Source organism: Brachybacterium sp. SW0106-09 (genome assembly GCF_001293905.1).
GTDB classification, from domain to species: Bacteria; Actinomycetota; Actinomycetes; order Actinomycetales; family Dermabacteraceae; genus Brachybacterium; species Brachybacterium conglomeratum.
Genome location: NZ_BCAK01000054.1, coordinates 20,893 through 45,941, shown reverse-complemented (window position 1 = coordinate 45,941; position 25,049 = coordinate 20,893). Strand labels below are relative to the sequence as shown.

General features: G+C 72.5%; 22 protein-coding genes. 15 read left to right on the top strand and 7 right to left on the bottom strand.

Annotated elements, in window-relative coordinates:
- Positions 1–4 precede the first annotated feature (4 nt).
- The 3 genes from Y09_RS14410 to Y09_RS14400 form a co-directional block, all read right to left on the bottom strand.
- Positions 5–907 carry a phosphogluconate dehydrogenase C-terminal domain-containing protein gene (locus Y09_RS14410; protein ID WP_082358881.1) on the bottom strand — a complete coding sequence of 301 codons (903 nt, stop codon included), beginning with the start codon at positions 905–907 and terminating at the stop codon, positions 5–7.
- Positions 908–1,050: 143 nt separating this feature from the next.
- On the bottom strand, positions 1,051–1,941 hold the full coding sequence (locus tag Y09_RS14405; protein WP_200716827.1) for a sugar phosphate isomerase/epimerase: 891 nt from the start codon (positions 1,939–1,941) through the stop codon (positions 1,051–1,053).
- A gap of 317 nt (positions 1,942–2,258) precedes the next feature.
- A complete protein-coding gene (locus tag Y09_RS14400) occupies positions 2,259–3,032 on the bottom strand; it encodes a FadR/GntR family transcriptional regulator (RefSeq protein WP_053918423.1) in 774 nt (257 codons plus the stop codon).
- A gap of 162 nt (positions 3,033–3,194) precedes the next feature.
- On the opposite strand from Y09_RS14400, the gene Y09_RS14395 reads away from it, so the two are divergent.
- From Y09_RS14395 to Y09_RS14360, 8 genes are all read left to right on the top strand, one after another.
- Positions 3,195–4,124: a sugar phosphate isomerase/epimerase gene (locus tag Y09_RS14395; RefSeq protein ID WP_053918421.1), complete on the top strand. Its 930-nt coding sequence runs from the start codon at positions 3,195–3,197 to the stop codon at positions 4,122–4,124.
- Positions 4,125–4,161: 37 nt separating this feature from the next.
- On the top strand, positions 4,162–4,965 hold the full coding sequence (locus Y09_RS14390) for an SDR family NAD(P)-dependent oxidoreductase (RefSeq protein ID WP_053918419.1): 804 nt from the start codon (positions 4,162–4,164) through the stop codon (positions 4,963–4,965).
- A gap of 215 nt (positions 4,966–5,180) precedes the next feature.
- Positions 5,181–6,161, top strand: a complete 981-nt coding sequence (locus Y09_RS14385; RefSeq protein ID WP_053918417.1) for a 3-hydroxyacyl-CoA dehydrogenase family protein — start codon at positions 5,181–5,183, stop codon at positions 6,159–6,161.
- 252 nt (positions 6,162–6,413) lie between these two features.
- Positions 6,414–7,814 (top strand): GntP family permease, encoded by a 1,401-nt coding sequence (locus Y09_RS14380; RefSeq protein ID WP_053918415.1) that lies wholly within the window; start codon positions 6,414–6,416, stop codon positions 7,812–7,814.
- Positions 7,815–7,938: 124 nt separating this feature from the next.
- Positions 7,939–9,300, top strand: coding sequence for a four-carbon acid sugar kinase family protein (locus Y09_RS14375; RefSeq protein ID WP_053918413.1), 1,362 nt, complete (start codon positions 7,939–7,941; stop codon positions 9,298–9,300).
- A gap of 46 nt (positions 9,301–9,346) precedes the next feature.
- Complete coding sequence (locus tag Y09_RS14370; protein WP_053918412.1) at positions 9,347–10,228, top strand: NAD(P)-dependent oxidoreductase; 882 nt, start codon at positions 9,347–9,349, stop codon at positions 10,226–10,228.
- Between the two features lie 58 nt (positions 10,229–10,286).
- Positions 10,287–11,585, top strand: a complete 1,299-nt coding sequence (locus Y09_RS14365; RefSeq protein WP_053918409.1) for an alpha-L-fucosidase — start codon at positions 10,287–10,289, stop codon at positions 11,583–11,585.
- Positions 11,586–11,769: 184 nt separating this feature from the next.
- Entirely contained in the window at positions 11,770–11,952 is a 183-nt protein-coding gene (locus Y09_RS14360) for a VOC family protein (protein ID WP_200716826.1), read from the top strand.
- Positions 11,953–12,003: 51 nt separating this feature from the next.
- Here the strand turns inward: Y09_RS14360 and Y09_RS14355 are convergent, their stop codons facing one another.
- Positions 12,004–13,092 (bottom strand): hypothetical protein, encoded by a 1,089-nt coding sequence (locus Y09_RS14355; RefSeq protein ID WP_053918407.1) that lies wholly within the window; start codon positions 13,090–13,092, stop codon positions 12,004–12,006.
- A 421-nt stretch (positions 13,093–13,513) separates the two neighbouring features.
- Positions 13,514–13,663, bottom strand: a complete 150-nt coding sequence (locus Y09_RS17590) for a hypothetical protein (protein ID WP_159419668.1) — start codon at positions 13,661–13,663, stop codon at positions 13,514–13,516.
- 72 nt (positions 13,664–13,735) lie between these two features.
- Between Y09_RS17590 and Y09_RS14350 the strand changes: the two genes are divergently transcribed.
- The gene (locus Y09_RS14350) at positions 13,736–14,032 is read left to right on the top strand and encodes a hypothetical protein (RefSeq protein WP_148639677.1); all 297 of its coding nucleotides are present in this window, start codon (positions 13,736–13,738) and stop codon (positions 14,030–14,032) included.
- A 95-nt stretch (positions 14,033–14,127) separates the two neighbouring features.
- Positions 14,128–14,961 (top strand): aldo/keto reductase, encoded by an 834-nt coding sequence (locus Y09_RS14345; protein ID WP_053918403.1) that lies wholly within the window; start codon positions 14,128–14,130, stop codon positions 14,959–14,961.
- A gap of 332 nt (positions 14,962–15,293) precedes the next feature.
- Here the strand turns inward: Y09_RS14345 and Y09_RS14340 are convergent, their stop codons facing one another.
- Positions 15,294–16,805 (bottom strand): 6-phospho-beta-glucosidase, encoded by a 1,512-nt coding sequence (locus Y09_RS14340; RefSeq protein WP_053918401.1) that lies wholly within the window; start codon positions 16,803–16,805, stop codon positions 15,294–15,296.
- On the bottom strand, positions 16,802–17,569 hold the full coding sequence (locus Y09_RS14335) for a DeoR/GlpR family DNA-binding transcription regulator (protein ID WP_053918399.1): 768 nt from the start codon (positions 17,567–17,569) through the stop codon (positions 16,802–16,804). Before Y09_RS14335 ends, Y09_RS14340 begins: the two co-directional genes overlap by 4 nt.
- A gap of 157 nt (positions 17,570–17,726) precedes the next feature.
- On the opposite strand from Y09_RS14335, the gene Y09_RS14330 reads away from it, so the two are divergent.
- The 5 genes from Y09_RS14330 (at position 17,727) to Y09_RS14310 (ending at position 25,049) form a co-directional block, all read left to right on the top strand.
- Positions 17,727–19,094, top strand: coding sequence for an ABC transporter substrate-binding protein (locus Y09_RS14330; protein WP_053918397.1), 1,368 nt, complete (start codon positions 17,727–17,729; stop codon positions 19,092–19,094).
- Between the two features lie 247 nt (positions 19,095–19,341).
- Positions 19,342–20,205, top strand: coding sequence for a carbohydrate ABC transporter permease (locus tag Y09_RS14325; RefSeq protein WP_053918395.1), 864 nt, complete (start codon positions 19,342–19,344; stop codon positions 20,203–20,205).
- On the top strand, positions 20,202–21,005 hold the full coding sequence (locus Y09_RS14320) for a carbohydrate ABC transporter permease (RefSeq protein ID WP_053918393.1): 804 nt from the start codon (positions 20,202–20,204) through the stop codon (positions 21,003–21,005). Before Y09_RS14325 ends, Y09_RS14320 begins: the two co-directional genes overlap by 4 nt.
- Complete coding sequence (locus tag Y09_RS14315) at positions 21,005–22,189, top strand: carbohydrate kinase family protein (RefSeq protein WP_234695753.1); 1,185 nt, start codon at positions 21,005–21,007, stop codon at positions 22,187–22,189. The genes Y09_RS14320 and Y09_RS14315 overlap by 1 nt, the downstream gene beginning before the upstream one ends.
- Before the next feature lie 76 nt (positions 22,190–22,265).
- Positions 22,266–25,049, top strand: a complete 2,784-nt coding sequence (locus Y09_RS14310) for a sugar-binding protein (RefSeq protein ID WP_053918391.1) — start codon at positions 22,266–22,268, stop codon at positions 25,047–25,049.

The following is a 25,049-nucleotide window of genomic DNA, read 5'->3' as shown; positions in this document are numbered from 1 at the left end:
CTGGTCAGCGCTCGATCTTGTCGAGATTGAGCATCTGGGCGAGGACCTTGTCGAGCTCCTCGTCGTCCCAGACCTTCGTCCAGTCGGGCTTGATGATGGACTCGCGGCCGTAGTCCATCGCGCGCAGGCACGCCTCGGAGAAGGGGTTCGAGCCGCGCAGCGCGTTGGTGAGCGAGATGAAGATGTGGCCGTAGAACAGAGCCTTCACGGCCTTCTCGGGGATGCCGACCTCGTTGATCGCGTGGTCCATCGAGTCCTTGAGGAACTGGCCGATCATGCACCCGGTGGTCTCCACCAGGGTGGGCTCGAGCTGGGCGAGCTGCTTGATCGTCACCCAGTGCACGTCGATGACGGGGGCGTAGATCGCGCGGATCACCTCGGCGGTGCGCGCGCGGACCTGCTCGTCGCCGCCCTCGTAGGCGGCGACGACCTCCTGCGGCGCGGCGATGCCGCCGAAGGTGTCGGCCCACTCCTCGGGCGTGGTGCGCTCGAGGAAGACCGACGGGTGGGCGGGGTGCGCGCAGGCCTGGTGGACGCCCTCGCGCTCGGCGAGCAGGCCCGCGTAGGCGGCCGCCGGGTCCAGGGTCAGCAGCACCGAGCCGTCCTTCATCAGCGGCACGACCTGCTCGGAGATCTTTCCGAGGACCACGTCGGGGACCGCGAGGATCACGACGTCGGCCGCGGTCGCGGCGTCCTCGAGGGTGGAGACCTCGCGGCCGAGCTCCTTCAGGCGCTGCTGGCCGGCCTCGGAGGCCTCGACGTAGAGGATCGGGGCGTCGGTGAGGTTCAGGTTGTTCGAGACGCGGGTGCCCATCTTCCCGGCCGCGCCGACGACGGCGACGGTGATCGACGGATCGAGCTCCACGGTCTTGCCGTACAGGGGGTTCAGTTCCTTGCTGCTGGTCATCGGTGACTCCTTCTGGTGGGGCGACGGGTGTCGCAGGGGGTGCGGCGGGGCCGCGGGGCGGCGCGACACGAGGTCGCGGGGCGGGGACCGGTGGGGCCGGTGTTGGTCGAGGCGGGCCGACGGTGTCGTCGTCGGCCGACGGGTCAGGCGGCGGAGAGGCGGTGCGTCTCGCGCCAGTCGCGCAGCGCCGCGAGGGTGCGGTCGGTCCAGGCACGCTCGGTCTCGAGCGTGGTCTCGAGATCGCCCTGCCAGGGCAGCCAGTGCTCGACGATCGCGGACGGGGCGCGGCCGACGGCCGACGCGGCGCGATCGCCGGAGTAGACGTGGCGCAGCTCGTGGTCGAGGTCGAGCAGGCCCTCGCCGAGCGGGGCGCCGGAGTAGGTGAAGCCCACCCAGCCCTCCTGGCGTGCGAAGGCGAAGTCCTTCACGTGCAGGTTCACGGTGCGCGGGGCGCAGGCCTCGACCACGTCCTTCGGGTGCTCGAGCGCGGAGACGCAGTTGGCCGGGTCCAGGCAGATCCCCACGTGCGGGGAGTCGAGCTCCTCGACGATGCCGAGCAGGGTGGAGGTGGTGACCTGCTCGTAGGTCTCCAGCGCGAGGGAGACGCCTGCCGCCTCGAGGCGGGGGAGCGAGGCGCGCAGCTCGGAGACCGCCTCCTCGGAGCCGGAGGCGACCTCCTGGGACTGGATCATCGAGCGCAGGGTGCGGGCGCCGAGCGCCTCGGCGATGTCGAGGTAGCGGCCCAGATGGTCCCGGCCGATCGTGCGGGTGCCCAGCTCGAGCTCGACGCCGAGCAGCTCGGCCCGCTCGCGCAGGTCGTGCAGACCGGCGGTGTCGAGCTGCTCGACGCGCGGGTCGTCGCAGATCTGGAAGACCTCGCAGCCCAGGCGCGCGGCCCGGTGGACCATCGCGGGGATGTCGAGCGGGGCGGGGTTGCGGCTCTCGAACTCCCAGAACAGGGAGTAGGTGCCGATGCCGATCTTCATTGTCCGGGGGACTCCGTCGTTGGTGTCGGGCAGGTGCGTGGTGGTCACCGTAGACGGAAGAACCGCAACTGGTCAACCGGTTGGCCATAGATGGGCCCGCGGGAGGGCGATTCGGGGCGTCGGGTGCCGAAGGTGGCGAGGTGTTGCGCCGTTGCCAGCACAGGGGCGCCGAGGCGCGGTCGAGCGAGAGCGCGCGTCTCGGGTGGGGGTGTGCTGGCTCTGCTCGCGTCGATACATCCCGTCTGAGGTGTCGGAATCACCCGGTCATTCGGACAGCTCAGACGGGACGGACCCCCGTAGCGACACTTCAGGAGGGATGGGCCTCGAGAACGGCCCAGCAGGGTGAGTGGGGGCGGGCGGCTGGGTCAGCCCGCGTCGACGCCCTCGTGGGACCTCGTCCCGGCGTCTCCGGCGACCCGCAGCAGCCGTGCCCGCGCCGTGGCCATGTGGGCGATCATCGCGGAGGCCGCGCGGTCGCCGTCGTGCGCCTCGAGCGCCTCGAGGATCGCGGCGTGCTCCTCCAGCGCGATGCGCATGTCCTCGGCCTCGTGCACGGAGCGATCGTTGTAGACGCGCAGGAGCTGCCGGCTCATGGCGAGCAGGTCAGTGACGATCGGGTTCTGCGCGGCGGCGCCGAGCACGGCGTGGAAGGCCGCGTCGGCGGTGACGAAGGTGTCGAGGTCCTCGAAGCCCTCGCGCATGCCCTCGATCGACTCGCGCAGAGCGTCGATCTGCTCGGAGGAGATCCGCTCGGCGGCCAGGCGGGCACAGAAGCTCTCGAGGCCCGCTCGCAGCTCCATCAGCTGGTCGGTGCTGCGCTCGCCGATCATCAGGCCCCAGCTGAGGGTCTGGGGGAGGAGCTCGCTCGCCGTGCCGCGCAGATAGGTGCCCGAGCCGGGGCGCACGTCGACGATGCCGAGGATCTCGAGGGCCGCGAGCGCCTCGCGGATGGCCGAGCGGCCGACACCGAGGGCGGAGGCGAGCTGGCGCTCCGGGGGGAGGCGGGTGCCCGGCTCCAGGTCCCCGCCCGTGAACAGCTCGAGCATCCGGCCCGCGACGCCGGAGACCGGCGTTCCCGCGGGAACGGCCGACAGCGCCTCGGCGAGGGCGTCGGAGGTGCTGTCGGAGAAGGCGGGCATGCCTGGAAAGGTACCAAGGGCTCGGGGGTCCCCACCCCTCGGACGTCGCGGATCCGCCGGAGCCCTTCCCCACGCTCTCCTCTCGCTCGCCTCGTGCTCTTTCCCTTCACCCCAAGTTCCTATAGGATCGATGGCACGAGTGACCCCCGTGAAAGGACGACGATGTTCACCGCAGAGAACTGGCCCATCGGTGCCAACATGCTCTCGTTCGGCAGCACCACGCCGGACGGCACCCCCACCCTCGAGGCCTCCTCGAGCGTCTGGGCCTCCCAGCTGCGACAGGTCAAGGAGCTCGGCGTCGACCAGATCGACCCCACCGACGCCTGGCTGCCGCTCGCGAAGCTCTCCGACGAGCGGGTGGAGGAGTTCCGCCGCGTGCTCGACGGCGAGGGGCTGACCCTCTCCTCGATCTCCATGACCCGCAACTCCGTCGTCGACGTCGAGAACGGCGAGCAGAACCTCGCCGACGCGCTGCGCTTCATCGAGCTGGCCCCGAGCTTCGGCGTGACCGTCGTGAACACGGGCTTCATGCAGGCCCTCACCGAGGAACAGGCCGCCGCGATCTGGTTCTGGCTCGCCGACGGCCACGTCGACGACCCGGCCCTGCGCGACCTCGCGATCGAGCGGGTCCGCACCCTCGGCGACGCCGCGAAGGCGCAGGGCATCGAGGTCAGCCTCGAGATGTACGAGGACACCTACATCGGTACGGCCGACGATGCCGTGGCATTCCTCCGCGACGTCGACCACGAGAGCGTCGGCCTGAACCCGGACCTCGGCAACCTCGTGCGCCTGCACCGCGAGGTCGAGCCCTGGCCGGACATGTTCGAGAAGGTGCTGCCGCACTCGAACTTCTGGCATATCAAGAACTACACCCGCGACCTCGACCCGGCCACCGGCGCCTACTCGAGCGCGCCCATGCCGCTGAAGTACGGCTACATCAACTACCGCCAGGTCATCCGCCGAGCCCTCGACCTGGGCTACACCGGCCCGTTCTGCTGCGAGCACTACGGCTCCGACTCCCTCGGCGTGATCGCCGAGAACGTGCAGTACATCCGCCAGGTGCTGAGCTCGGCGCTGGCCGAGACCGCCTGAGCCCCCGGCCCGGGACCCCCGTTCGAAGGAGAACACCATGACCCTCGAGATCACCCGCGTCCAGCCCTTCCCCGAGGCCCGCACCGCCGTCGTCACCGGCGCCGGCGCCGAGCGCGGCATCGGCCGACGCGTCGTCCGCAAGCTCGTCGCCGACGGCTGGAGCGTCGCCGCGGCCGACATCGACGGCGCCGCCGTCGAGGCCTTCGCGGCGCAGCTGAACGACGAGATCCCCGCGGAGTCCGGCCGGAAGGTGCTCGGCGTCGGCATCGACGTGGCCGACCCCGAGTCCGTCGAGGCGGGCTTCTCCCGCATCGACCGCGAGCTGCCTCAGGTCGTGGCGCTGGTGAACCTCGCCGGCATCCCCTCCCCGCAGCCGCTCATGGACATCACCCCGGAGAGCTGGGACCGCGTCATGGGCGTCAACGCCAAGGGCGCGCTGCTGATGACCCAGGCCGCGGCGCGCCGCATGATCGACGGCGGTGTCGGCGGCCGCATCGTGAACACCTCCTCGATCACCGCCCTCGACGGCGGCGGCACCTTCTCCAAGACCGGCTACGCCGCCGCGAAGGCCGCCGTGCAGGGCCTGACCCGCGGCACGGCGCGCGAGCTCGGCGTCCACGGCATCACCGCGAACGTCATCCTGCCGGGCCCGATCGACACCGACATCATGGGCGGCACACTCACCGACGAGCGCAAGGAGGGGATGAGCGCGAACATCCCGCTGCAGCGCGTGGGCCAGCCCGAGGAGGTCGCGGGCCTGATCGCGTTCCTCGTGGGCGAGGACTCGAGCTTCGTGAGCGGCACGTCGATCAACGTCGACGGCGGCAAGCACATGCACTGACCTGCGCGACAGGCTGGGGCAAGGCGCCCATCAGGCGCCTCGGTCCTCGGTTCTGCGGCAGTATCACGTCGCAGGACCACCCCTGGTCAATATCCAATAGGATAGCTAGAATGGCTGTCACGAGCCCACGGAACGCCTTCACGAAGGCGGCGTCGGGCGTGGCAGCGCCGGCGCCCTCGTCCGAGAGGCGCCCCCGGACGAAGGAGTTCCCCCGAATGACCATCTCGACCATCTCGACCGTCACCATCGTCGGCGCCGGATACATGGGCGGCGGCATCGCCCAGGTCCTCGCCATCGCCGGCTTCGACGTGACCATCGCCGACGTCAGCGTCGAGAACGCGAACGCCTCCCTCGAGCGCCTGCAGCGCGAGGCGCGCGAGTTCGAGGAGCAGGGCCTGTTCTCGCCGGGCTCCGCGGACCTCGTCGCGAAGAACATCTCCGCCGGCAAGAGCCTCGAGGAGGCCGTGGCGGACGTCGACTTCATCGAGGAGGCGGTCTTCGAGCGCCTCGACGTCAAGCGCGACGTGCTCGGCATGATCTCGCAGCACGCGCGCCCCGACGCGATCATCGGCACCAACACCTCGACCATCCCGGTCAAGGAGCTGGTCAGCGCGGTGAAGAACCCCGAGCGCTTCCTCACCGTCCACTTCTCCAACCCCGCCCCCTTCATCCCCGGCGTCGAGCTCGTCGCGGGCGAGGCCACGACGCCCGAGACCGTCGCCGCGGTCAAGGAGCTGCTGGAGAAGTCGGGGAACGAGGGCGCCCAGGTCGCCGACACCCCCGGCATGGTGCTGAACCGCCTCCAGTACGCGCTGCTGAAGGAGGCGACCTCCATCGTCGAGGAGGGCGTCGCCACCGCAGAGGACGTCGACACCATCGTCCGCACCACCTTCGGCTTCCGACTGGGCTTCTTCGGCCCCTTCGCGATCGCCGACCAGGCCGGCCTGGACGTCTACGCGAACTGCTTCGTGACCTTCGAGGACGCCTTCGGCGACCGCCTCGCCACCCCGACGATCCTCACCGAGGCCGTCGCCGAGGACCGCAAGGGCGTCAAGAACGGCAAGGGCCTGCTCGGCGACTATGACGAGGCGACCGCCGCGGAGCTGATCGCCTACCGCAACAAGGCCTACGCGAAGATGTCGCAGCTCCTGGCCGAGCTCGGCCCCGCACCGAAGGCGACGCCGAAGGACTCCTGACGACGGGGTGCCGGCCGACGCCCCATCGGCCGGCCCTGCGCCGCACCACTTCGATCAGTCCTGCGGGCTCTGCCCGTCGGACAGGATCACGCCGTAACCCACCCATCCATCCTGCGGGCTCCGCCCGTCGGCCGGGCATCGACGCCCGGGACTCGAGCGAGCGCTCGGGACCCGCGCGCCGACCCGGGTCCCGAGCGCTCCGGCGTGACGGCACCCGACGAGCACCGCCACCACACCCCTGGAGACACTCCCGTGGAAGAACTCGTCCTCGCAGAGCGGCCTGTCTGGCTGCTCCTGACGATCGCGGTCGTCGCGATCGCCTTCCTGCTGTTCCTGATCATCAAGACCCGTCTGCACGCCTTCTTCTCGCTGCTGATCGTCGCTGTTCTGACCGGCCTCGCCGCCGGCATCGGCGTCGCCGACGTGATCGACGTGGTCATCGCCGGCTTCAGCAGCACCGTGGGCACAGTCGCCCTGCTCGTGGGCTTCGGCGCGGTCCTCGGACGCATCATCGAGGTCACCGGCGGCGCGCAGGTGCTCGCCGACAAGATGCTCGACACCTTCGGGGAGAAGCGGGCGCCGCTCGCCCTCTCGGTCGCCTCGCTGTTCTACGCGTTCCCGATCTTCCTGGACGCCGGCTTCATCGTGATGCTGCCGGTCATCTATACGGTCGCCCGACGCCTCGGCGGCTCGTTCATGCTCTACGTGCTCCCCTCGATCGCGTCGTTCATGATGATGCACGCGCTGCTGCCGCCCCACCCCGGGCCCACGGCCGCCGCGACGGTGATGGGCGCGGACATCGGTCTCGTGATCCTCGTCGGGCTTCTGATCGGGCTTCCCACCTGGTACTTCGGCGGCTACCTGGTCGCCCGGGCGATCTCGAAGCGCTTCCCGGACACCCCGGTGCCGGCCCTGCTCGGCGAGCCGCGCGAGGTCCCGGTCGAGGAACGGCCCGCCTTCGGGGCGATCCTGCTGGTCCTCCTCATGCCGCTGGTGCTGATCTTCTTCAACACCGGGCTCTCGACCATGGAGGCCTCCGGCTCCGTCTCCGACCAGAACGTCCTCTACCAGCTCTCCCGACTAGTGGGGGCGACCCCGGTCGCGATGGCCTTGTCCGCGCTGACCGCGATGGTGCTGCTCTATGTGATCCCGCGCCGTCGCTCCGGTCAGCAGGTGGGCGGACTTCTCGAGGAGCTCGTGGACGACGCGCTCGCCCCCGTCTGCTCGATCATCCTGATCACCGGCGCCGGCGGCGCCTTCGGCCGCGTCCTCACCGAGACCGGCATCGGCGGACAGGTCGCCGAGGGCCTGGATGCGATGGGGCTCCCGCTGATCATCGCCGCGTACCTCGTGACCATGGCGATGCGCATCGCCCAGGGCTCGGCGACCGTCGCCGCGACCACCGGCGCCTCGATCATGGCGCCGGCGATCATGGCCGGCGACTTCGGGACCATCGCGGTCGCCGCCGTCGTCATCGCGATCGGCGCCGCGTCCATCGGCTGGTCCCATGTCAACGACTCCGGCTTCTGGCTGATCGGCAAGTTCTGCGGCTTCGACACGATCACGACGTTCAAGACCTGGTCGCTGGTCGGCACGACGATCTCGCAGCTCGGCTTCGCGCTGTCCTCGCTGCTGTTCGTGATCGCCGCCTAGCCGATCGGGGCCGGTCTGACAGGCTGGGACGGGGCGCGGCCCCGCCCCGACCGTCGGCCCGGCCCCGCACCGGCCCGCCCGTCCTCGTCCCCGCCGGGACGCACCGCTCCTGGAAGAAGGCCCCGTGACCGCCACCGCGCCCACCGACCGCCGACTGCTGATCCTCGACGACGACCCCACCGGGTCCCAGTGCGTCGCGGGGATCGACGTCGCCTTCGACCTCGACCCGGCGATCCCTGTCGGCGTCCTCGCCGAACCCGGCAGCGCCTGCTTCGTCCTGACGAACACCCGCGCCCTGGACGAGGTGGAGGCCGTGGCGCTGAACCGCCGCGTCGTCGCCGGCGTGCTCGACGGGGGAGTCCCGGCGGCCGGGCTGCACGTCGTCTCCCGCTCCGACTCGACCCTGCGCGGCCACGTGATCGCCGAGCCGGTCGCGATCGCCGACGAGCTCGCCGAGCGCGGCATCGACGTCGACGCCTTCGTGCTCTGCCCCGCGATGCTCGAGGCGGGCCGGTTCACCGAGCGCGACGTCCACTACGCCACCGTCGACGGCGAGGCCGTCGAGGTCGCCGAGACGGACTTCGCACGCGACGCCACCTTCGGCTATACCAGCTCCGACCTGCGGGAATTCCTCGAGGAGCGCTCCGGCGGCGCCGTGCGCGCGAGCGAGGTCCTCTCGCTCTCGCTCGAGGACATCCGTGAGGGCGGCACCGCGCGGGTGCGGACGCTCCTCGCCGGCGCCCGCGAGAGGACCTGGGTCGTCGTCAACGCCACCGAGTACGAGGACCTCGAGGTCGTCGCCGGGGCGATGGCGGCGCTCGAGGCGGAGGGACGCACCTTCGTCACCCGCTGCGCGCCCTCCTTCGTGCGCCCACTGGTCGGGCAGCAGGGCGCACGCGTCGTCGACCCCGACTCGATCACGATCCCCGAGGGGCGGCTCGACCACGGCCTGGTCGTCGTCGGCTCCCACGTCGGACTGACCACCACGCAGCTGCGCGCCGTCCAGCAGCGCGGCACCCTCGCCGAGGTCGAGATCCACGTCCCCTCCGTGCTCGACGAGCGCCGCGAGCACCACCTCGCCGACGTCTCCGCGCAGGCGACGGCGACCCTCCGCACTTCCGACTGCGTCGTCTTCACCAGCCGCAACCTGGTGCGCACCGACGATCCCGCCGAGTCCCTCGCCATTGCCCGCAGCGTCTCCGACGCCGTGGTCGAGGTGGTCCGACGGGTGCGCGCGGCGAAGCCCGCCTGGGTGGTCGCCAAGGGCGGGATCACCTCCCACGAGGTCGCCGAGAACGGCCTCGGGATCCGTCGCGCCCGCGTCGAGGGACAGTTCTGGCCCGGGCAGGTCTCCCTGTTCTCCGCCCAGGAGGCGCCGGACGAGGTCATGGGCGCCCCCTACGTCGTCTTCCCCGGCAACGTCGGCGGCGAGCAGGCCCTCGCCGACGTGGTCGACGTGCTCGCCGCCGCGGTGAGCGCCCGATGACCCCCGCCGCACCCGCCACCGCGGACCCGACCCCGAGGAGCCCCCGATGACCACCACCCCCGCCGTCGCCTGGATCGGACTGGGCGCGATCGGCGCCCCCATGGCCCGCGCCCTCGCCGGCGCAGGACTGCCCGTGACCGCCTACGACCTGTTCCCCGCGGCCCGTGAGGCGATCGCCGAGGTCGCCGCCACGACGGAGACAGCGCGCGAGGCCGCGCGAGGCGCCGACGTCGTCGCGGTGATGGTCGCGACCCCCGACCAGCTGGAGGCCGTCCTGTTCGGCGAGGAGGACGGGATCGCCGGCGAGCTCACGGCGGGGACGGTGCTGCTGATCATGTCGACCGTCGGGCCCGCCGCCCTCGACGCGACCGCGACCCGGCTCGAGGGGACGGGCGTGCGGATCGTGGACGCGCCCGTCTCCGGCGGGGCCGCCCGTGCGGCCGACGGCGACCTGCTGGTCATGGTCGGCGGTGCGGAGTCCGACGTCGCCGCCGCGCGGCCGGTCCTCGACGCCCTCGCCTCGAACGCCCCCGTCGTGGGCCCGCGCCCCGGGGACGGGCAGCGCTTCAAGATCGTCAACCAGCTGCTGTGCGGCGTGCACATCGCCGCCGCCGGCGAGGCGCTCGCGCTCGCCGACTCGATGGGCCTGGACCTCCGCCAGGTCCACGAGGTGCTCGGCACCGGCGCGGCCGCCTCCTTCATGTTCGGCGACCGCGGCGCACGCATGGTCGAGGGCGCCTACGACGACGTCCGCTCCGCGTTGACCCTCTTCGTCAAGGACATGGGGCTGGTCGCCGAGGCCGCAGAGGAGGTGGACCAGCAGGTGCCGCTCGCGACCGCCGCACAGCAGCTCTACCGCCGCGGCAGCGAGCTCGGCTGGGACCGCCGCGACGACTCGATCGTGTACCGGGTGCTGCGGGAGGGCTGAGCAAGGAGGACACTCGGACCAAGCCTGCACGCCCGACTCGACGGAGAGCCCCACTGCCATGCTTGACCCCTCGACCTGGGATTCCCTCCCGCAGCGACTGCCCGACTGGTTCTGCGACGCGCCGCTCGGCATCTTCATCCACTGGGGCCCGTACTCCGTGCCCGCCTGGGCCGAGCCCACCGCAGAGCTCGGCGCGGTCCCCGACGACGCCGGCTGGTTCGCCCACAACCCCTACGCCGAGTGGTACTTCAACACGATCCGCATCGAGGGCTCCCCGGCGGCCGAGCACCACCGCGAGGTCCACGGCGACGCGCCCTACGACGACTTCCTGGACCAGTGGGACACCTCCGACTTCGACCCCGCCGCCTGGGCCGACCTGTTCCGCCACGCCGGCGCCGACTACGTCGTGCCCACCACCAAGCACCACGACGGGGTGACCCTGTGGGACGCGCCCGGCACCGGGGGCCGCAACACCGTGCACCGCGGCCCGCAGCGGGACCTCGTCGGCGAGATCGCGACCGCGGTGACCGAGGCGGGCATGCGCTTCGGCGTCTACTACTCCGGCGGTCTGGACTGGCACGTCCGGCCGACGGAGCCGCTGGTCAGCGGTGAGGACGTGCACGACCTGAAGCGTCCGCGGGGCGACGAGTACGGGAGGTACTGCGCCTCCCATGTCCGCGACCTCATCGACCGCTACTCACCCGACGTCTTCTGGAACGACATCGGCTGGCCCGACGAGAACTTCCACTTCGAGGAGGGCGGGCTCGGCGAGCTGCTCGAGCACTTCTACACGTCCCGTCCCGAAGGGCTGATCAACGACCGCTTCGCCGGCGCGCACCAGGACTTCGTGACCACCGAGTACCAGTCCGGGGAGATCCCCGACGGCCAGCCGTGGGAGAACTGCCGCGGCGTGGGCCTCTCCTTCGGCTACAACCAGGTCGAGAATGACGCCCAGTACATGACCGGTGCGCAGGTGATGCGGCACGTCGTCGACGCGGTCTCCAAGGGCGGGCGGGTGCTGCTGAACGTCGGCCCCCGCGCCGACGGCTCCGTCCACGAGCTGCAGGTCGCGGCGCTCGAGTCCCTCGGCGAGTTCATGGCCGAGCACAAGGCGCGCCTGGCCGGCTCCCGCGGCCTCGGCGAGCTCACGCTCGACGGCGTCGACTGGGCGCGGGCGGTCGAGAAGGACGGGATGTGCCACGTCTTCCTCAGCGGCCCGGCCGGCGCGGTCCGGCTCGACGCCTCCGCGCTGCCGGAGAGCTTCGACTGGCCGGCGGGCGGAGCCGAGGTGACTCTCGCCGGTGAGGAAGCCGCACCGGTCTCGGTCTCGGCGGCACGCACGCACCACATCGGCTGACGCCGCTCACCTCTTCGGGCGTGCACGATTCGGCGTCCCCCGCGTGACCTCAGCTCGCACAGGGCGGTGAGATCACGCAGGGGACGCAGAATTGTGCGCTGCATCGAGGACGGTGGCGGCGTGGGCGGGAGCCGTCACCCTGGCGCAGTCAGTCCTGGACGACGCCGAGGTGGGCGGCCCGGTCATGGGCGCCACCCTGACCATGGGCGTTGCCGACTTCGACGAGGTCGCCGAGAAGATCACCGCCGCGGGCGGCACGGTCGCGCTGCCGAAGTACGCGCTGCCGGGCATGGCCTGGCAGGGCTACTTCCACGACACCGAGAACAACGTCTTCGGCATCCACCAGCCGGATCCCGAGGCGAAGTGAGCGCCGCGGCCCGGCGTGCGGGGCCGGGCCGCAGCCGGGCGTCAGGAGTGCTCAGCGGCCGAAGAGGTCGCCGAGGCCGAGATCGGAGACCCGGTCGCCGAAGCCGGTGAGCTGCTCGCCGAGGTCGGTGACGCCGCCGCCGATCCCGTCGGCCGCGCCGTCGAGGCCATCGATGCCGCCGAAGTCGCCCATTCCCTCGAGCCCCTCCATGCCCTCGAATCCGTCGGTGAAGCCCGCGAGCTGCTCGGAGAGGTCGGGGGCGAGGGCGTCGACGTCGATCCCGTCACCGATCGCCGCCTCGAGCAGCGATCCGCCGACGGAGCTGAGCACCGCGCCGCCTGCGACGGCCGCGAGCAGGCCCGCCGCACCGACTCCCGCCGCCCCGAGGCCGACGGCACCGGCACCGAGCGCGGCCTTGCCGATCCCGCCGGAGGGGCGCCCGCCCGCGCCGTCGCGGCTGGAGTCGTCCGCGCCCGAGCCGTCCCCGTTTGCACGGGAGGGGCCGACGCCGCCGGAGCGGCCCAGCAGACGCGTGAGCCGGCGCGGATCCAGCACCCCGAGACGGGTCGCGGAGCGGGCGAGGTCCTGCGGGTCCTCGGAGCGCGGCCGCTCGCCCTCGGGCAGCTCGCTGCGCATCGACGAGCTCAGCTGCTGCCGCTGCGCCGGGGTGAGGCGCTCGAACGCCTCGCGGTGCACGCGCTCGAGCTGGTCCGGCTCCGCGGTGCGCACCAGGTAGTCGTAGCGGGCGATCGCCCGACGGTCCTCCGCGGTGACCTCCGTCGCCCCCGCCGCGCCGGCGGCTCGGGCTGCGCCGGCGGGCCCAGTGGCGCCCGTGTGCGCGCCACTGCCGGAGCCGTGGACGGAGCGGTCCCCGGCGAGGGACGGCATGGACGTCGTCGGGATGCCCACGTCCGTCCCGCGCGAGGAGTCCGCGGCCCGGTGGTCCCGGCGCGGGCCGTCGCCCCGGGAGGGCGAGGGGTCGTGAGCGGTGCGCTGTGAGTCACCGTCCCCGGTGAGGGCATCGGCGGCGCCGCGCACGAGGGAGCGCCAGTCCGGGCCCCCTCCCGAGCGGGAGCGGCCCGAGCTCTGCTGGTCCAGGGCCTTCTGTGCGGTGCCGATCAGGCGGCGGAACGTGCTCATGAGCGTCCTTCCGGTGGGGCGCGCCCGGGGCTCCGGGCAGGAGACGAGAGTGCCGGCGCCGCCTCCGTACCCGCCGGGATGTCCCTGGACCGCGCCTGGGAGGACTCCCGTAAAGGGTCCGCGATCATCGAGGGTGAGGGTGGCGGTATCCGCGAGGTCTTCCGCGCATGCAAGGAGAGGGGCCTGTCTCGCCCGCAGCTGATCGATACCGGTGTGCAGTCCAAAGCCCTTCTCTGGCGACCCGCTAGAGAAGGTGGCGAGGGAGCGCAATCGGGAATGCGTCAGATCGTCGACGAGAAGAGCCGGCGGCCCTCCAGAGCTCCATGCATACGCGGCATGAAGCGCTGGTGCTCAGCAACCTTCGTGATCACGGCCCCTGCGCACTTCGGGACCTTGCCGTCGACTCCGGTCTGAACCTCGGTCAGCTTCGGTACGCGTTGGTACGACCGATGGAGGAGGGCCTTGTGGTCATGGGGGCGAAGACGATGCCGAGCCCCATCCCGGCCACTCGCTGGATGACCGCGCAGACCAGCACCAGGCCGATCAGGGTCAGGGACAGGGCGAGGGACACGCGGCCACCGTATCGGGAAGCCCCCGGCTGCCGACGCCGCGCTCACGGGGCGCCGCTGCGTAGCCTGCCCTCATGACGATGCCCGGGACGACGGAGGCGGGCGCCGGGGATCCCGCCCGGATCCGGCTGCGCCCCGTGCGGAGCGCAGTCGGGGACCTCTACCTCCGCCTGCGCTGCGATCCCGCGCTGATGGCGGAGCTCGGCGGCGCGCTGCCGGCGGAGCGGGTCCTCGCCAGCCTGCGACGCGAGGTGGAGGAGACCGAGCAGGGTCGCGCCCGTGTGGTCGTCGTCGAAGTGCGCGACGGGGCGACCTGGCACGGCGCGGGCAGCAACGCTCGTGCCCGAGTCTGCCACCACAGGACGTGGTGAGCGCCGGCGGCGGCCGACCAGTCGGACGATCGTCGTCGACCCGGAGCCCGCAGTCATAGGCTGGGCCGGCAAACGCATACCGAGGAGGCTCCGCCATGACCGCTGTTCCCGCTCCGCCCTTCCACGACGGCAGGTCCGTCCCCCAGCTCGGCTACGGCGTCTGGCAGGTCGAGGACGAGGTCGCGGCCGACGTCGTCCGCCAGGCGATCGACGCCGGCTACCGGCACATCGACACCGCGGCCGGCTACCAGAACGAAGGCGGCGTGGGCCGCGCCGTGAAGGCCGCGGACGTCCCGCGCGAGGACCTGTTCATCACCACCAAGCTCGCCAACGAGGACCAGGGATTCGACTCCGCGAAGGCGGCTCTCGACGCCTCCCTCGAGAAGCTCGACACGGATTACGTGGACCTCTATCTCATCCACTGGGCCAGCCCCCAGCGCGGGAAGTACCTCGAGTCCTGGAAGGCCCTCATCGAGCTGCAGCAGGAGGGGAAGGCGAAGTCCATCGGCGTCTCGAACTTCCCGATCCCGCAGCTCGAGGAGATCATCGCCGAGACCGGAGTGGTTCCCGTGATGCACCAGATCGAGCTGCACCCGCAGTTCCAGCAGTCCGAGCTGCGTCGTTACCACGCCGAGAAGGGCATCCTCACCGAGGCATGGTCGCCGCTGGGGCAGGGCGGCGACATCCTGAAGGATCCGGTGATCACCGCGATCGCCGAGGCCCACGGCGTCGACGCCGGCCAGGTGATCATCGCCTGGCACCTGGCGATCGGGAACGTCGTGATCCCGAAGACCGTCACGCCCGAGCGGATCGTCTCGAACCTCGCCGCCGCGCAGCTCGTCCTCACCGACGAGGAGGTCGAGCGCATCGACGGCCTGGACCGCGCGGACGGACGGATCGGCGCGGACCCCGCGAACCCCGGGTTCTGACTCGCCCGGTCCCGACCAGCTGGGCCGGGTGGGGTCAGAACCGCTGGGCCGGCCAGCTGGGTCCGGTGCCACTGTGCCGGGGAGCTGGATCCGGAGCTGTTGGGCCGGGCGGCCGGGTCCGGAGCTGCTCGTGTCCGCCGAAGGGACGTGAGGAGCAGGTGGCCTGTCATAGGCAGGCCGCGTGCCGCTGACGTCCCTTCGGTGAACACAGCCTGCGGAGAGGCCGACGGCGGGGCCAGGACCGGGCGGACCTCTGCACCGCGGCCAGCCCGGGCAGGGCTCGCCAGAGGGTGCGGGCCACGGCTGGGCACCTGTGAGGGATCGGCCCGGGATCAGCGGCCGGAGAACAGCGCCGCGATCAGCGGGTGTCCGGCCTCGTAGCCCTCGAGCAGCTTCCGGCCCAGCTCTGGGGAGCTGACCAGCGGATGCGTGGAGAAGCCCTGCCAGGCCGCCTCCCGCGAACCGGTCACCGCGGCCTCGAGGATCGCCCGCTCGGATGAGCGCAGCGCGCTCATCATCCCGAGCCGGCCCAGCTCCACCGGTGCCACGGGCAGAGGGCGGATCCCGTCGCCGTCCACCTCGCACAGCACCTCGAGCACGCAGTCTGCGGGCAGCTGGGGCACGATCCGCTCGCTCGCAGGGGCGTCCTCGCGGCCGGCGCCGATGTTGCCGACGTCCAGGATCATCCGCTCGGGACGGCCGGTGGCGAGCGCGGTCATGAGTCGCATCGCGACCTCCTGGTAGCCGCCGCCGGCGACGTCCTCCTCGCGCCGCTCCTCGTCGCGGGACTCGGCCATGTAGGTCGCCTCCCGCTCGTGGAGGGTCTCGCGCCAGAGGTCCAGCGGGGAGATGCAGCAGGAGTCGGATTCACCCTCCCCTCCGGCTCCGCCCGCTCCGTCGGGGCGACCCGCCGAGCCGGCAGCCCCGGCGTGCCCGCTCGCGCGCGCCTCGGGCCCCCGCCCGTCGGCCTCCGCTGCGGCGAGATAGAAGTCGCCCTGCTGCCTGGCGAGGAACTCCCCGCGCGTGGTCGCGGCGCCGGTGATCCGCTCGATCGCGTCGGCGGTGTGGAGGTAGTAGAAGAGGTACTCATTGGGCAGCGCGCCATCGGCCCGCACCCAGTCCTTGCCGATCAGCCGCGCCTCCTCGATCTCCTCGAGGGCGGCGTCGTCGGCGAGCAGGCCGGGGAGGCGCTCGGTCCCTTCCAGCCGCACCGAGCGCAGCCAGCCGAGGTGGTTCAGGCCCACGTAGTCGACCTCCGCGCCGCGCTCGCCGGCGACGAGGTCCGCCCCCAGCAGCCGGCCGACGCGACGCACCAGCCCGATCGGGGTGTCGCAGATGCCGACGACGCGGTCGCCGAGCACGGAGCGCATCGCCTCGGTGACGATCCCGGCGGGGTTGGTGAAGTTGATGGTCCAGGCCCCGGGGGCGAGCTCGGCGATGGTCCGCGCGATCTCGAGCGCGACGGGGATCGTGCGCAGCGCATAGGCGAGTCCGCCCGGGCCGATCGTCTCCTGGCCCAGCAGGCCGAGGCCGAGCGCGACCCGCTCGTCGACGGTGCGGGCCTCCGCCCCGCCCACGCGCACGGCGCTGAACACGAAGTCCGCGCCGGTCACGGCCTCGCGCAGGTCGGTGGTGGCGACCAGGCGGGGGAGGGCGACGGCTCGTCCCTCCTCCGCCAGGCTCGCGCCCTGCTCCTCGATGACGGCGCTGATGGTCGCCAGGCGCTCGGGGTCGACGTCGTGCAGCGCGACCTCGTCGACGGTGAGGCCGGTGGCGGCGGTGGCGACCGCCTCGTGGACGAGGGGGACGCGGAACCCTCCGCCTCCCAGGATGGTGAGCTTCATGGCAGCAGGACCTCCACGGCCTCCCCCTCGGGGAGGTCGATCTCGATGGGCAGGGGACGGTCGGTGAGCAGGGCGGTGAAGCGCGGCAGGCGGGCGACCTCGAGGTAGCCGGAGCCGGGGAACTTCTCGTGGTCGGCCAGCAGGTAGGAGCAGGTCGCGACCTCGAGCAGGCCCCGCTTGACGGGGACCTCGCTGGGGGTGGAGTCGAGCACCGCGCCGTCGGCCCGCACCCCGGCGGTGCCGAGGAAGGCGCGGTCCACGCGCAGCTGGCGCAGTGCCGATTCGGTGAGGGTGCCGACGAGGGAGTCGTAGGTGGGGCGCAGCAGCCCGCCGAGCACGACGATGTCGATCGCGGGGGCGCTCGCGAGCGCCCGCACCACGGCGAGGGAGGCGGTGACCACGGTGAGGGAGCGTTCGGCCAGCAGCGGGCACATCGCGGCGACGGTGGTGCCGATGTCCAGCGCGATCACCTCGCCGTCGCGGATCTGGGTGCAGGCGAGCGCCGCGATCGCCTGCTTCGCGGCGGGGGCGGAGGCGGCGACGTCCGCGAAGGAGCGCGGATCGGCCTCGGGGCGCACGGAGCCGCGCGGATCGGTGGCGCCGCCGCGGACCCGTCGGACCAGGCCCTGTTCGGCGAGCGCGTCGAGGTCCCGACGGATCGTCGCCTCGGAGACCTGCAGGTCAGCGCTGAGAGCGGCGACGGTCGCCGCACCGCCGCGACGGATCGCCGACACGATCGCCCGGTGGCGCTCCTCGCTCAGCATGGCGATACCGTAGCACCGAGCACGCAACTTCACGCAGCTTCGAACAGGAACGTGCAGTCCCGCGCAGGTCATGCCATCATGGTGCCGTGCACCACACCCGGGTGCTCGCACGGGCGGACGCGACGGAGCGGCACCGCCGACCCTTCAGGAGGACACCATGCGACGACGTCATTTCCTCGGGACCAGCGCAGCGCTCGGCGGCCTGGGGCTCCTCGCGGCCTGCGCCCCCGGCTCGGACGGCGGCGGCGGGGACGCCTCCGACGGCGGCGGCCCGGCGGCCGGCGAGGTCGAGACCGACATCGCCTCCCTCGGGGACGTGACCCTGACGGTCTGGGACCAGGAGGTCCGCGGCGCGCAGAACGACGCGATCGAAGCGCTGATCACCGCGTTCCAGGAGAAGTACCCCAATGTCACCGTGGACCGGCAGAGCCAGTCCTTCGACGACCTCCAGCAGCAGACGGGCCTGGCCCTGTCCGGCAACGACGTGCCCGACGTGCTCCAGGTCAACAACGCCCGCGGCGACATGGGCGCCTACGTCGCCGACCAGCTGCTCACCGACCTCACCGGCTACGCCGAGGCCTACGGCTGGGAGGACCGCTTCAGCGACAGCGTGCTGGCGAAGATGCGCTACTCGGCCGACGGGGTCACCTTCGGCGAGGGCGCCCTCTACGGCCTCGCCCAGACCGGCGAGATCTGCGGCATCTACTACTCCCAGAAGAAGCTCGACGAGCTCGGCCTCGAGGCCCCCGCCACCTGGGACGAGCTCTTCGCCCTGGTCGACGCCGCGAAGGAGGCCGGGGAGCAGCCGATCATGCTCGGCAACCTCGACCAGTGGCCGGCCCTGCACGTCTTCGGCCCGCTGCAGGCCAACTTCGTGCCCGCCGAGGAGATCGTCACCCTCGGCATGGGCAACGCCGGCGCCGACTGGACCAGCGAGCAGAACGTCGCCGCCCTCACCCAGCTCGCCGAATGGGGCACGTCCGGCGCGATGGGCGAGGCCCCCAACGGCCTCGCCTACGACGACGCCTGGCCGCTGTACACCAAGGGCACCGGCGTGCTCCTCATCGGCGGCTCCTGGCTCGCCCCCGACATGGAGGCCGTGATGGGCGAGGACCTGCGCTTCATGGCCCCGCCGCCCGGGGCCGACGGCTCGGTCGCCACCACCGGCGGCACCGGCATCCCCTTCTCGATCCCCGCCGCCGCCGAGAACAAGGACGTCGCCGCCGCCTACATCGACTTCCTCACCAGCGACGAGGCGATGCAGCTCATCGCCGACAACGGCGGCATGCCCGTGAACCGCACCGCCGAGCTCGCGCCCGAGTCCGGGGTGAACAAGGACGTCTACGAGGCCTTCGACGCGGTCTCCACCGACGGCACCCTGCTGCCCTATCTCGACTACGCCACCCCGTCCTTCGCCGACACCGCCGGGGCCACCCTGCAGGAGGTGATCGGCGGGCAGACCGAGCCCGCGGCCGCCGCCGACGTGCTGCAGGAGGACTACGCCGCGTTCACCGAGGGGTCCTGACCACATGGCGTCAGCTCACGGGAGCACGGCCCGGGCAGGTGGAGGGGCCGACGGGTCGGGTGCGCGCGCGTCCGCCGACGGAGCGGCCGTCCGCGCGTCCGCCGGCGGGGCGGCCGCGCGCGCGTCCGCCGGCGGGGCGGCCGCGCGCGCGTCGGCCGGCGGGACGGCGGCGCGCGCGTCGGCCGGCGGGACGCGGGTGACACGACGTGGCACATATGCCACATCGCGCCGTCCGCGTCCCTCGGCTGTGGCCCGCTCGTGGGTCACGCCGCTGCTGTTCCTGCTGCCTGCCTTCGCGGTCTATGCCGCGTTCGCGCTCTACCCGCTGGGCCGCGCCGCGCAGTTCTCCCTCTTCGAGTGGCGCGGCTTCGGAGCGTCCACCTTCGTGGGCCTCCAGAACTACGTCGACCTCGCCGGGGACGCCGCCTTCCGCGCCGCGATCGGGAACGCCCTGGTCCTGATCGTGTTCTACGCGGTGATCCCGCTGGTCGTCGGCCTCGTGCTCGCCGCGATCCTGCGCCGCGGCCAGGTGCGCGGGATGGGCTTCTTCCGCACCGTGATCTTCCTGCCGCAGGTGATCGCGCTGGTCGTCGTCGCGGTCGCGTGGCGGCAGATCTACTCGCCCGTCGGCCCGCTGAACCAGGTGCTGGAGGCCGTCGGGCTCGGCGGCCTCACCCGCGGCTGGCTCGGCGACCCGGGCACGGCGCTCGCGTCCGTCGGCTTCATCGGCACCTGGGTCGAGATGGGGCTGGTGATGCTGCTGATGCTGTCCGGGATGAGCCGCATCCCCGCCGAGCTGTTCGAGGCGGCGCGGCTGGACGGCGCCGGACCCGTGAAGGAGTTCTTCGCGATCACCCTGCCCGCGGTGCGCGGCGAGATCACCGTCGCGCTCGTGCTGACCATCATCGCGGCGCTGAAGACCTTCGACCTCGTCTACATGACCACCTCCGGCGGCCCTGGCAACTCCACCACCGTGCCCAGCTACGAGGTGTACTTCCGTGCCTTCGACCTGCGCGAGGTCGGCTCCGCGAGCGCCGTCGCGATCGTGCTGACGCTGCTGATCTTCGCGATCAACGTGGGCGTCACCCGCATCGGGGAGCGTGAGTCATGAGGGTCTCCCGCGGCGAGGTCGTGATGAACTACGTCCTCCTGATCGCCTTCGCGCTGTTCGCGCTCGCGCCCGTGCTGACGATCCTGATCGGCTCCGTCTCGGCGCCGCTGGGGGAGCCGGCCGGCTTCTACCCCGGCAACTACCTCGAGGCGTGGACGGTGGGCGGCTTCGGCAGCTCGCTCGGGAACTCCGTGGTGGTCGCCGCGATCGTGGTGGGCCTGGCGACCGTGCTCTCGATCGGCTCCGGCTATGCGCTGGGCACCATGCGCTTCCCCGGCGCGACGGTGCTCTTCTACCTGTTCCTGCTGGGCATGATGATCCCCGCTGAGGCGACGATCATCCCGCTGTTCTTCGACCTGCGCACCCTGGGCCTGACCGACACCTATCTCGCGATCGCCCTGCCGCAGGTCGCCCAGTCCATCGCCTTCGGCACCTTCTGGCTGCGGGCGCAGTTCCGTTCGATGCCGACGAGCCTGCTCGAGGCCGCCGCGCTCGACGGCGCAGGCCCCCTGCGCGCGCTGCGCAGCATCCTCGTGCCCGCCTCCCGGCCGGCGATCGTGACGCTGGTGGTGCTGGTGTTCATGTGGACGTGGAACGAGTTCCTCATCGCCCTGATCATGACCCCGAGCGGCAGCCGACGCACCGCCCCGCTGGGCCTGGCGACCTTCCAGGGCCAGTACACCTCCGAGACCGCGCTGCTCGCCGCGGCCGCCGTGATCATCGCCCTGCCCACCGTGATCCTGTTCCTGTTCCTCCAACGCCACTTCATCCGCGGGATGCTCGAAGGAGTCGCCAAGTGATGACCGAACGCCCCGACGCCCTGACCGACCGGTCCGCCGCCGCCTCGCGCGCCCCGGGCGCCGCGACCCCGGCCCCGCCCGAGGCCGCCGAGCGGCAGGACTGGGATCCGCTGGCCTCGCTGCGCACCCCGTCGGACCCGCCGCTGGACGTGCTTCTCTCCGGCACCGTGTTCTTCGACATCGTCTTCACCGGCATGGACCGCCTGCCCCAGCCCGGCGAGGAGCTGTGGTCCAAGGGGATGGGCTCGAGCCCCGGCGGCATCGCGAATCTCGCCACCGCCGCCGCCCGGCTCGGGCTGCGCACGGGCCTGGTCGCCGGCTTCGGCGACGACGCCTACGGCGACTGGATGTGGCAGACCCTCGCCGAGGAGGAGGGCATCGACCTGTCCGCCTCGCGACGCTTCGACGACTTCCACTCGGCGCTGACCGTCTCCATCGCCGCCCACGGCGACCGGGCCATGGCCACCCACGGCCACGACCTGCCCGAGCCGCTGTCGGCGATGATCGCCCGCGCCCCCGCCGCCCGCGCCGCCGTCGTGGACCTCGCGGGGGAGACCTCCTGGTGGGCGGAGCTCGCCCGTGGCGGCGCGCTGATCTTCGCCGACATCGGCTTCGACGCGACCGGCCGCTGGGACCCCGCGGACCTCGCCCCGCTCGCCCACTGTCACGCCTTCACCCCCAACGCGCTGGAGGCCACGGCCTACACCCGCACCGACAGCCCCGGCCGCGCCGTGCGGGCGCTCGCCGAGATGGTGCCGCTGGCGGTGGTGACCGACGGGGTCGACGGCGCCTACGCGATCGACGCCTCCACCGGCGAGGAGTCGTTCTGCCCCGCCGTGCCCGTCCACGCCATCGACACCACCGGCGCCGGGGACGTGTTCGCCGCCGGAATGGTGCTGGGCACCCTGGCCGAGTGGCCGCTCGAGCAGCGGTTGCGCTTCGCCTCGCTGTGCTCGGCGCTGGCCGTGCAGCAGTTCGGCGGCTCCCTCGCGGCGCCCGGCTGGGGCGACATCACCGACTGGTGGCGCCACCTCAGCGACGGTGCGGCCGACGGGGACCTCCGCGCCGCCTACACCCGCGGCGGCTACGAGTTCCTCGACGCCGTCGTCCCCGACCGCCCCGTCCTCGGCCGGCGCCGCGCCCAGGGCACCTTCGCGCTCCGCTCCGACGCCGGCCGGCACTGACCCCGGCCGGTTCCGTACGACCCCGACCCATCCACCGGTGCATCGACGCACCGCCGCACGAGAGAAGTCAGGAACCATGTCGCACCCTCCCCTCCCCGCCCGCCTCGCGTCTGCCGCGCCCGTCCCCGACGCCCCCGCCCCGCGCGGGCTCTCCCGCCGGCGCCTCCTGCAGGGCTCGGCCGTGCTCGGACTCGCCGCCGGCGCCACCGCGCTGGACCTCAGCGGGCTGCCGCCGATGGAGCGCGCCCTCGCCGACGGCGGCGTCGACCTGGACATCCTCTACATCGGCGCCCACCCTGACGACGAGGCCTGGACGCTGGCCGCCTTCGGGCAGTGGAACGAGTACGAGGATCAGACGGCCGGGGTCATCACGATCACCCGCGGCGAGGGCGGCGGGAACGCCGTCGGCCTCGAGGAGGGCCCGGCGCTGGGGCTGATCCGCGAGGGCGAGGAGCGCACCGCCGTCGGCTTCGCCGGGATCGAGCACGTCTTCAACCTCGACGCGGTCGACTTCTTCTACACCCTCTCCGCCCCGCTCAGCCACGAGGTGTGGGGCGGGCGGGACGTGCTCAGCCGCGTGATCCGCGTCGTGCGCGCGACGCGGCCGGACGTGATCGTGACGATGAACCCCTCGGCCGTGCAGGGCAACCACGGCAACCACCAGCAGGCCGCGATGTTCGCCGTCGAGGCGTACCTCCTCGCCGGTCGCGAGGACGTCTTCCCCGAGCACTTCGACGAAGGCCTGAAGCCCTTCGCCCCGAAGCGGCTGCTGCGCTCGGGCTCCGACGGGCAGGCGCCGACCGGGCCCGACGCTGTCGCGACCGGGTTCACGCCGCTGGTGGCGAGCGACGTGGTGTTCGGCGCGTGGAACGGCACCGAGTCCGAGACGAACGGCAAGCGCTGGTCCGCCGTGCGCGACGACTCGATCCACGCCTACCGCACCCAGGGCTGGCACGTCTTCCCGCCCACCACCACGGACCCCGCGAAGATCCCCGCCGCCTGGTTCACCCTCATCGACTCCCGCACCCCGTTCCCGGACCCGACCAGCGGGGACACCGCCGCGCTCGCCGGGGCGAGCCTCCCGGTCGAGGGCGGGCTGCCGCTCGGCACCACCCTCGAGCTGCGCAGCGAGCAGTTCGCCGTGCAGACCGGCGGCAGCGTCGCGGTCGAGGTGGAGATCGGCTCCCCGGGCAGCGCCCTGCCCGGCGTGCAGGTCGAGCTCGAGGTCCCCGACGGCTGGGACGCCGGGCGCCGGCAGGTCCTCGGCACGATCCCCGCCAAGCAGTCCCGCACCGCGACCTTCACCGTCGAGGTGCCGGAGAGCGCGACCCCCGGCGAGCACGTGCTGCTGCGTGCCCGCGTCACCTCCCGCAAGGGCTCCGGCGAGAACGTGCTCCCGCTGCGCACCGCCGGCGTGGTCGAGGCCGGGATCGCCGACCGCGCCGAGATCGCCGCCTTCCTCGAGTGGACCGAGGAGCTCGGCATGCAGCGCCTCGACGCGCTCGTGCCCACCCGGCGCTCGCTCGGCCAGGGCCGCGCCGAGGAGTTCGAGATCGTGGTGCGCAACCGCTCCGAGCAGGTGCAGGACGCGGAGGTCACCCTCGCCCTGCCCGACGGCTTCACGGCCGAGCCCGCCCAGCTGCTGGTCGAGGGCGTGCCCGCGCTCGGCGAGTCGACGGCCACGGTGCGGATCGAGAACACCGACCCCTCGCTGCCCACGGCGAACCGTGCCCCGGACGGCGGCGTCTACGCCGTCACGGTCACCGCGTCGGCCGGAGGCGTCGCCGCCGCGACCCCGCAGGGCCTGCACCTCGTGCCGCGACTGGTCGCCTCCCGCACCGAGGGCGTCGAGGTCGACGCGATGCGCGGCACCGGGGAGTACCCGGCCGAGCCGATCGACATCGGCACCCTGTGGGAGGGTGCGGCGGTCACCCCCGAGGACGCCTCCGGCTCCACCTGGGTCACCTACGACGACGCCGCGCTGCACGTGTTCGTGCAGGTCATCGACGACGTGCTCGGCACGCTGCTGCCGGTCGAGGACAACAAGCAGCGCTTCCGCACCGACTCGGTCGAGATCATGATCGACCCGCGCGGCACCTCCGACCACACCGCCACCACCTTCATCCTCGGGGCGCTGCCCGGCACGGACGACGGCGCGGGCGGCGTGGGCGGACCGGTCGCCGGACGCGACCACGACAACCGCCAGGGCCCGATCGAGGAGGTCGCGCCCTCGGTGCGGATCGCCGCCGAGATCTCCGAGCCCTACCAGGGCTACGTGCTCGAGACGACGATCCCCTTCGCGGAGCTGCCCGACGGCATCGACCCCACCCGCATGGGCTTCAACGTGGTCGTCTACGACTCCGACACCCAGGACCGCATCGGCCAGTCCCGCATCGGCTGGTCCACCTTCCCCGGCGTGCAGGCCGACCCCTTCCGCTGGGGCGTGCTCGAGCTGCCGGGCCTCGAGGCCCAGCCGTCGGCGCCGGTCGAGCCCAGGATCCCGAACACCTCGGCCCGCTCCGTCGCCTCGCCCCAGTCGATCCTGCAGCCCGCGGCCGACGGGGTGGGGCTCGGCGGCTTCCCCTCGCTCGGCGCGGACGCGGTGCGGGTGGACAAGGCGACCCGCCGACGCCGCGAGATCAGCGCCGTGGTGCGCACCGCGGTGCCCGGCACCCGGCGCGTGTTCGTCTGGGACGGGGAGCGGACCGTCGGCGAGCTCGAAGCGACCGACGTCCGCTCCGCCCGCGAGGTCGTGACGATCCCGCTGGTCGGGGACGTGCCGGCCGACGCGACGCTGACGGTGGCCGTGTCGCTGGAGAACGAGGACGGCGCCGGCGCGGGTGCCGCGACGGTGCGCTGA

What these genes read in the sequence shown, in the direction of transcription:
- Y09_RS14410 (WP_082358881.1), bottom strand. Translation starts at nt 907, where the DNA reads ATGACCAGCAGCAAGGAACTGAACCCCCTGTACGGCAAGACCGTGGAG.
- Y09_RS14400 (WP_053918423.1), bottom strand. Translation starts at nt 3,032, where the DNA reads ATGCCCGCCTTCTCCGACAGCACCTCCGACGCCCTCGCCGAGGCGCTG.
- Y09_RS14395 (WP_053918421.1), top strand. Translation starts at nt 3,195, where the DNA reads ATGTTCACCGCAGAGAACTGGCCCATCGGTGCCAACATGCTCTCGTTC.
- Y09_RS14390 (WP_053918419.1), top strand. Translation starts at nt 4,162, where the DNA reads ATGACCCTCGAGATCACCCGCGTCCAGCCCTTCCCCGAGGCCCGCACC.
- Y09_RS14385 (WP_053918417.1), top strand. Translation starts at nt 5,181, where the DNA reads ATGACCATCTCGACCATCTCGACCGTCACCATCGTCGGCGCCGGATAC.
- Y09_RS14370 (WP_053918412.1), top strand. Translation starts at nt 9,347, where the DNA reads ATGACCACCACCCCCGCCGTCGCCTGGATCGGACTGGGCGCGATCGGC.
- Y09_RS14365 (WP_053918409.1), top strand. Translation starts at nt 10,287, where the DNA reads ATGCTTGACCCCTCGACCTGGGATTCCCTCCCGCAGCGACTGCCCGAC.
- Y09_RS14360 (WP_200716826.1), top strand. Translation starts at nt 11,770, where the DNA reads ATGGGCGCCACCCTGACCATGGGCGTTGCCGACTTCGACGAGGTCGCC.
- Y09_RS14355 (WP_053918407.1), bottom strand. Translation starts at nt 13,092, where the DNA reads ATGAGCACGTTCCGCCGCCTGATCGGCACCGCACAGAAGGCCCTGGAC.
- Y09_RS14350 (WP_148639677.1), top strand. Translation starts at nt 13,736, where the DNA reads ATGACGATGCCCGGGACGACGGAGGCGGGCGCCGGGGATCCCGCCCGG.
- Y09_RS14345 (WP_053918403.1), top strand. Translation starts at nt 14,128, where the DNA reads ATGACCGCTGTTCCCGCTCCGCCCTTCCACGACGGCAGGTCCGTCCCC.
- Y09_RS14340 (WP_053918401.1), bottom strand. Translation starts at nt 16,805, where the DNA reads ATGAAGCTCACCATCCTGGGAGGCGGAGGGTTCCGCGTCCCCCTCGTC.
- Y09_RS14335 (WP_053918399.1), bottom strand. Translation starts at nt 17,569, where the DNA reads ATGCTGAGCGAGGAGCGCCACCGGGCGATCGTGTCGGCGATCCGTCGC.
- Y09_RS14330 (WP_053918397.1), top strand. Translation starts at nt 17,727, where the DNA reads ATGCGACGACGTCATTTCCTCGGGACCAGCGCAGCGCTCGGCGGCCTG.
- Y09_RS14320 (WP_053918393.1), top strand. Translation starts at nt 20,202, where the DNA reads ATGAGGGTCTCCCGCGGCGAGGTCGTGATGAACTACGTCCTCCTGATC.
- Y09_RS14315 (WP_234695753.1), top strand. Translation starts at nt 21,005, where the DNA reads ATGACCGAACGCCCCGACGCCCTGACCGACCGGTCCGCCGCCGCCTCG.
- Y09_RS14310 (WP_053918391.1), top strand. Translation starts at nt 22,266, where the DNA reads ATGTCGCACCCTCCCCTCCCCGCCCGCCTCGCGTCTGCCGCGCCCGTC.